This is a genomic window from Roseovarius sp., from assembly GCF_018066915.1.
In the GTDB taxonomy this organism is placed as follows: Bacteria; Pseudomonadota; Alphaproteobacteria; order Rhodobacterales; family Rhodobacteraceae; genus Roseovarius.
In genome coordinates this window covers 1-5,575 of sequence record NZ_JAGPVV010000195.1, presented here as the reverse complement: position 1 = coordinate 5,575, position 5,575 = coordinate 1, and the positions used below count along the sequence as shown (strand labels likewise).

6 protein-coding genes are annotated in these 5,575 nt (G+C 62.0%); 1 reads left to right on the top strand and 5 read right to left on the bottom strand.

Features of this window, described 5'->3' with window-relative positions; genetic code table 11:
* Window positions 1-205 precede the first annotated feature (205 nt).
* The gene (locus KBT70_RS10705) at window positions 206-1,159 is read right to left on the bottom strand and encodes an AraC family transcriptional regulator (RefSeq protein WP_296632670.1); all 954 of its coding nucleotides are present in this window, start codon (window positions 1,157-1,159) and stop codon (window positions 206-208) included.
* 99 nt (window positions 1,160-1,258) lie between these two features.
* Here KBT70_RS10705 and KBT70_RS10700 point away from each other — a divergent pair, with 99 nt between their 5' ends.
* A complete protein-coding gene (locus KBT70_RS10700; protein ID WP_296632667.1) occupies window positions 1,259-2,140 on the top strand; it encodes an NAD(P)H-binding protein in 882 nt (293 codons plus the stop codon).
* Window positions 2,141-2,249: 109 nt separating this feature from the next.
* On the opposite strand, the gene KBT70_RS10695 is transcribed toward KBT70_RS10700, so the two are convergent.
* From KBT70_RS10695 to KBT70_RS10680, 4 genes are all read right to left on the bottom strand, one after another.
* Entirely contained in the window at window positions 2,250-3,566 is a 1,317-nt protein-coding gene (locus KBT70_RS10695) for a HAMP domain-containing sensor histidine kinase (RefSeq protein WP_296632664.1), read from the bottom strand.
* A complete protein-coding gene (locus KBT70_RS10690) occupies window positions 3,563-4,237 on the bottom strand; it encodes a response regulator transcription factor (protein ID WP_296632661.1) in 675 nt (224 codons plus the stop codon). Before KBT70_RS10690 ends, KBT70_RS10695 begins: the two co-directional genes overlap by 4 nt.
* Window positions 4,238-4,453: 216 nt before the next feature.
* Window positions 4,454-4,861 (bottom strand): DUF6220 domain-containing protein, encoded by a 408-nt coding sequence (locus tag KBT70_RS10685; RefSeq protein WP_296632657.1) that lies wholly within the window; start codon window positions 4,859-4,861, stop codon window positions 4,454-4,456.
* 3 nt (window positions 4,862-4,864) lie between these two features.
* The gene (locus tag KBT70_RS10680) at window positions 4,865-5,443 is read right to left on the bottom strand and encodes an NAD(P)H-dependent oxidoreductase (protein ID WP_296632655.1); all 579 of its coding nucleotides are present in this window, start codon (window positions 5,441-5,443) and stop codon (window positions 4,865-4,867) included.
* Window positions 5,444-5,575 lie beyond the last annotated feature (132 nt).

The following is a 5,575-nucleotide window of genomic DNA, read 5'->3' as shown; positions in this document are numbered from 1 at the left end:
CGCCCCTTACGACTTCGCAATCGTGCTCGGCACCCTGCCGCCTTCTCGAGCAGTTGGACAAGAACCGGTGTTTTCATCGGTGACCAAAACCCTTGAGGTCTGGCACAATCGCCATGTTCTACGTGACTCCACGACAACACTTGCGCCCATCGAACCGTGAGCGTGGAAGCGTTTTGTGGGCGAGTGGGCAGTTCCCGAAGTCATGTCAATCGTTTGATGCTCGACAAAGGCGCATGGTCGAGCCAGATGTCCGGCTTCGCGCCCCGCGTGCGTAGCGTCTTGGGGAATGACCCGTCTCGCGTTTGAACGCAGCCGCGAAGGCACTTTCCGAACTGTAGCCAACATCCGATGCAATCCTCACCAAGACGGCGTCTGGTGCCAAGAGCCGGTCCATGGCCAGCAACATGCGCCACTGGGTCACGTATCCGAGCGGCGTCTGCCCAGTGATCTGCCGGAAGCGTTCCGCGAATGTTGTTCGAGACAGTCCGGCCTCGCTGGCCAGACCGGCCACCGTCCAGGATTGCGCAGGCTCGGCATGGATGGCAGCAACCGCACGCGAAATCTTGAGGTCAGAAAGTGCAGCAAGCCAACCGGTGACGCCGCTAGGCTCCTGCGCGAGAAACGCGCGAAGCGCCTGCACAAGAATGAGGTGGGCCAAATGTGCGATGGTCAGTGCGCTGCCCGGTTCCGGCGCGCGCAACTCGCCCGCGATACGGTTGACTGCCCACGCCAGCACCTCTCCCTTTTCGCCCCCCCTGACGACCAAGATAGGAGGCAGGGACGGAAGAAGCATCTCGGCGGCAGGCCCCGAGAGGAGGAAACGGCTTCCGGCCATGAAAAACTCTCCACCGCCGCCATAGCTGGCCGTGCCGCCATGCGCGACGGGCGCATAAATTTCATGGGCATCAGTTCCATGGCTAACGGAACGCGCTGACAAAATGAACGGCAAGCCATGCGGCAGGATCGCGCAATCCCCGGCATCCAGCCACACCGGCTTACCGTCGTCCACGGTGATCCAGCATCCACCCTTGATGACAGAGTTGCACTTCAGCCCGACATGGCGCTCGAACTGGATGGACCAATCGCCCGCCGCATCGAATCCGGCCGCGACGCAGTCGTGAGGCTGAAGCAGAGCGACGATTTCGGACAATGTATCCATGACGATCCGGACGATGGAGACAAAAATGCGGACTTGCAAGCATAGAAAGTCCGCACGGTTTGCTTAGATGGTCGAGTGTCTAATGAAAGAGGAAATACCATGATCCTGATCACTACCCCCACTGGCGATATCGGTGCCCGCGTTCTGTCGAACGTTCTGGAAGCAGGGGAAAAGGTCCGTGTTATCCTGCGCGATGCGTCAAAGCTCGATGCGGACACGCGAGGCCGGGTCGATATCGTCGAAGGTTCGCACGCTGACGGTTGCGCGATTGCGCGGGCGCTCGATGGAGCCTCGGCGGTGTTCTGGCTGCCGCCGGGATCACCGCTCGCGAGAAACCCCGAGGAGGCCTATGTCGACTTCTCCCGTGCGTTCTGCACCGCACTGCCCGGTTCGTCGGTGAGCCATGTCGTTGGCGTCTCGGCCCTCGGGCGAGGATGGCCTAAGCCCGCAGGCCTCGCCGCCGCAAGCGTCGCCATGGACGACATGATCGCGGGAACCGGCGTAGCCTATCGCTCGCTCGCCTGTGCCTCACTCATGGACAATATCGCGCGTCAAATTGGTCTGATCCGCGAGCATGGCGCATTCTATCAGCCAACGCCTGGCAATCTGAAACTTCCGCATGTCGCGAAGGCCGATGTCGCCGCGATCGCCTCTCGGCTGCTGATAGGACAAGACTGGGACAGCGTCGCGGAGCTTGCGCTTTGCGGACCAGAGGACCTGAGCTTTGAAGAGATGGCGACGATCCTTTCCAACGTGCTCGGCCGCGAGATCGCCTTCCACGAGATGTCAGTGAAGGATTTCGGCGGCATGATGCGCGGCATGGGTGCGACGGAAGGCATGGCGCAAGGCTATGTCGAGATGATGACCGCCAAGAATGAGGGGATGGACAACGCGGCGTGCCCCAAGGATCGCTCCGCGACGCCGACGACGTTCCAGACCTGGTGCGAGACCGAGCTTCTGCCTTCCATTCAGGCGCAATGATGCACACGACGGGGCGTTTTCTTGTAGTGCCGCTGTCTGTCAAAAGCGGCCCTTACCGGACATTCGAAAGCGGTCGGTCGTGGCATGGACGGTCGCACCCGTCCATGCCTTAAACGGCACCCAGATCAACGCGAAAGACTGTGCCGCCACTGGGCGCATCGAGGATCTCCACGCGGCCGCCATGTTGATCCATGACCTCCTGTACGAGGTTAAGGCCGAGGCCACTCCCGGTGGCGCGTGGCCGAAGGCGGTGAAAGGGCTCGAACACGCGCTCACGCTCGGTAGGCGGTATTCCCGGGCCGTCATCCTCGACCTCCAAGGCCGCTCCAAGAACGCGGACGACAACATTGGTCCCGCCGTGATCGATCGCGTTCTGAACGAGATTCACGAGCACGCGTTCCAACGCTGCCACGTCGCCGATGCAGGGTTCGTTGTCCACAACCTCAAGCGAGATGGAACCTCCGTTGGCGATGACGAGCGGTGCCAGATCTCCGACAACACGCCTGCCAACCTCCGCAAGGTCAATTGCCACGTCGTGGCGGTTGTTCTCGAGGCGGTGCAGGTCGAGAAGTTGTTCGGTCATGGTCGCGATCCGTTGCACGTCCAGCGCCAAGGCACGGACGGTCTTGCTGTCGGCCGCATCAACCTTGCTCGCCAGAACGGCGATGGGCGTGCGCAACTCGTGCGAGGCCGACGCGATAAACCGCTGCTGGCGTTCGTATCCGTCGTCAAGGCGGCGCAGGGCGTCGTTCACCGCCCGCACAAGCGGCGCGATCTCTTGTGGGACATAGGCTTCGCTCAGACGGCGCCCTCGGCTATTCGCGTCGATCTCCTCCGCCTCCCGCGCAATGCGCGACACGCCTGCGAGCGACCGCCGGACGATCCAGGGCGTGACGACCAGCGAGGTCAGCGTCAGCAAGACGAAGATCGGCAGGATGATGGTGTTGGTCGCAAACACCACCATAAATCCGAGTTCCGACAGCGCGCCATGTCCCAGGATGGTCAGGGCGCCTATGTCCGTATTCTCCCTCCGGATCACCGCTGCCAGATCGTAGGGCGCGACACGGTCGCGTAGTTGTGCATAGGAGAGGTCGCTGAGGCGGCCCAGCAGGGAAGCGTAGTTTTCGGGAACCGTGCCGAAGACCACGCTCGCCCCCCCGTCGTCCTCGGCCACGAACCAGAGGTCGGTCGCCTCCGTGCGCAGGTCGGCCAGTTCCGGCGTCATCACGATGGAGAGACCGCCCGCGGCGTCGCGCGCCACCGCGTCCGCGATGATCGGGATGATCCGTTCATCCGTGTAGGGCCCGCCGCTGTCGATGCGGAGTGCAACCGCGATGAGGATGGAGAAGGAGGCAAGAAGCGTAAGGAAGTGGAAGACCAGCGGATAGACGATCAGTGGTCGTTTGAGCGACGGCGACCGTGTCATGGGACTTCGCGCAACAGGTAGCCGACCCCGCGGATGGCGTGGATTTCGATCCGCGCACCGGCGGCGGTCAATTTTCGACGCAAACGGGAGATGTGAGAGTCGAGCGTGTTGGATTGGATTTCGTCGTCAAATCCGAAAACCGCATTCTCCAGTGCCTCGCGTTGCACGGTCCGCCCGCGACGCTTGATCAGCGCCGCAAGGACCCGCAACTCCCGCCGCGGAAGGTCGATCCGCGCGCCGTCCACCTCCACTCCCTCGTGAGCGAGGTCGAAAACGAGCGATCCGGCACGGATTGTCGCGCCGGCCAAGTCTACGGGGCGGCGACGGACCGCCCGGATGCGCGCCAGCATCTCGTCGATGGAAAAGGGTTTGGTGAGGTAGTCGTCCGCCCCGCCGTCAAGACCCGCGACACGGTCATTTACCCCGTTGCGGGCGCTGAGGACGATGACGTGTATCCCGGGGTTGTCAAATCGCAGGGAAGGAAGCAGTGACAGGCCTTCGCCATCCGGCAAAGACCTGTCGAGCAGGACCAGATCGAACGATCCAAGCATGCTGGCTTCCCGGGCGGCCTCTACCCCCTCCGCGTGATCCACGATGAACCGTTCGCGTTCGAGGACCGAGCGCAGCGATTCCGCAAGCCGAGGTTCGTCTTCGACCAATAGAACCCTCATACTGCCGCCTCAACCTGCTTGGATTTATTCTTGGTAGAGGGATCATTTCCCCTACCTTTCCGGGGGCGACCTAGGCCAGCTTTGGGCGCACCTGCAAGCAAAAACGCGCAAAGATCGAATGCACGCGGATTCTCTCCGATGAGTGGTTCCGGATGGGCCATTTGGACTTCCGGGGTCGGCTGCGCGCAGGGTCTTTGGTCAAATCAGATGCATGGGTCAGTCTCTGTCGGCTCGTGGGGAACGCCTCCGCTCGACCTTGAACAGGAAGATAAGCGAGGCCGTCAGCAGGAGCGCCGCGTTGAAGGGGTGAAGGGCAAGGGTGCCAGGGCCGAACGATGCCAGCGCGAGTTGGAGCGCGTAGAGAAGACCGATCACACCGGCCCACCATCCGAACCCCCTTAAACGCCGCATGATGAGGGAGCAGCCGAGGAGCGTGAAGACCGGGATCGCAATGACGCCGCCAAGCGCGCCGTGCAGGTTCCAGGGTAGCCCGGCAAAGAGCGCCTGACCGGCCAGAAGGAACTGAAGGGCGATAAGCGCGGGCAGGCTGAATGCTGCGGCAATGAACGGGGCAGGCGTGCCGAGACGAAGCTCGGCGAGGGTGTCGTGGGTCGTTTTTGTCATGGGTCAGGCCGCCGTCTGATCGAGGATGGTCGTTGTCGCGATGAAGTCATTCAGGGCGCGGACATAGCTTTCCTGGGCGGCTGCCAGTTCCGCAGGCTTCAACCTGTCGGCCCGGAACACCAGATGCGGAGAATGCCACGGCAGGCCGCAGCGTAGCGCTGTCGCCTTGAGCGGCGCCATGAGTTCATCAATCGTGAAGTGGTTGGCGCCGCCGGGGCCGTAGGCTGAAGGCGTATTGCCAGCCGTCGCGGCGATCATCAGCGGCGTGCCGGCCAGCCTGTCGCCCTCTGCCGCGGCATGGATATAGTACATCCGCGTCAGCACCGCGTCCTGCCACGCCTTCAGCAAGGCGGGCGTCGAATACCACTGGATCGGAAATTGCAGAACGATCCGGTCGGCTTCCAGAAGCGCACGCGCCTCGGCTTCGCCGTCGGTATGCATGTCGATATGGCCACTCGGATAACGGGCCTGCATGTCCACCACCTGGGCACCTGGGATAGTGTGGGCGGCGGCTTGCAAGGCGGCATTTGCCTTCGATTTTGCGATGTTGGGGTGAAAGAGCAGGATTAGAGTCTGGGTCATGGGAGCCTCCTTCGGCTTGGGAATGATCCGAAGATGGTTCTGCGACAAAAATTCTTCCAATGGATATAGAATATACCGTAATATTCGTTTCATGAATTTACGTGGCATCGACCTGAACCTCCTCGTTATCCT

What these genes read in the sequence shown, in the direction of transcription:
- KBT70_RS10705 (WP_296632670.1), bottom strand. Translation starts at nt 1,159, where the DNA reads ATGGATACATTGTCCGAAATCGTCGCTCTGCTTCAGCCTCACGACTGC.
- KBT70_RS10700 (WP_296632667.1), top strand. Translation starts at nt 1,259, where the DNA reads ATGATCCTGATCACTACCCCCACTGGCGATATCGGTGCCCGCGTTCTG.
- KBT70_RS10695 (WP_296632664.1), bottom strand. Translation starts at nt 3,566, where the DNA reads ATGACACGGTCGCCGTCGCTCAAACGACCACTGATCGTCTATCCGCTG.
- KBT70_RS10690 (WP_296632661.1), bottom strand. Translation starts at nt 4,237, where the DNA reads ATGAGGGTTCTATTGGTCGAAGACGAACCTCGGCTTGCGGAATCGCTG.
- KBT70_RS10685 (WP_296632657.1), bottom strand. Translation starts at nt 4,861, where the DNA reads ATGACAAAAACGACCCACGACACCCTCGCCGAGCTTCGTCTCGGCACG.
- KBT70_RS10680 (WP_296632655.1), bottom strand. Translation starts at nt 5,443, where the DNA reads ATGACCCAGACTCTAATCCTGCTCTTTCACCCCAACATCGCAAAATCG.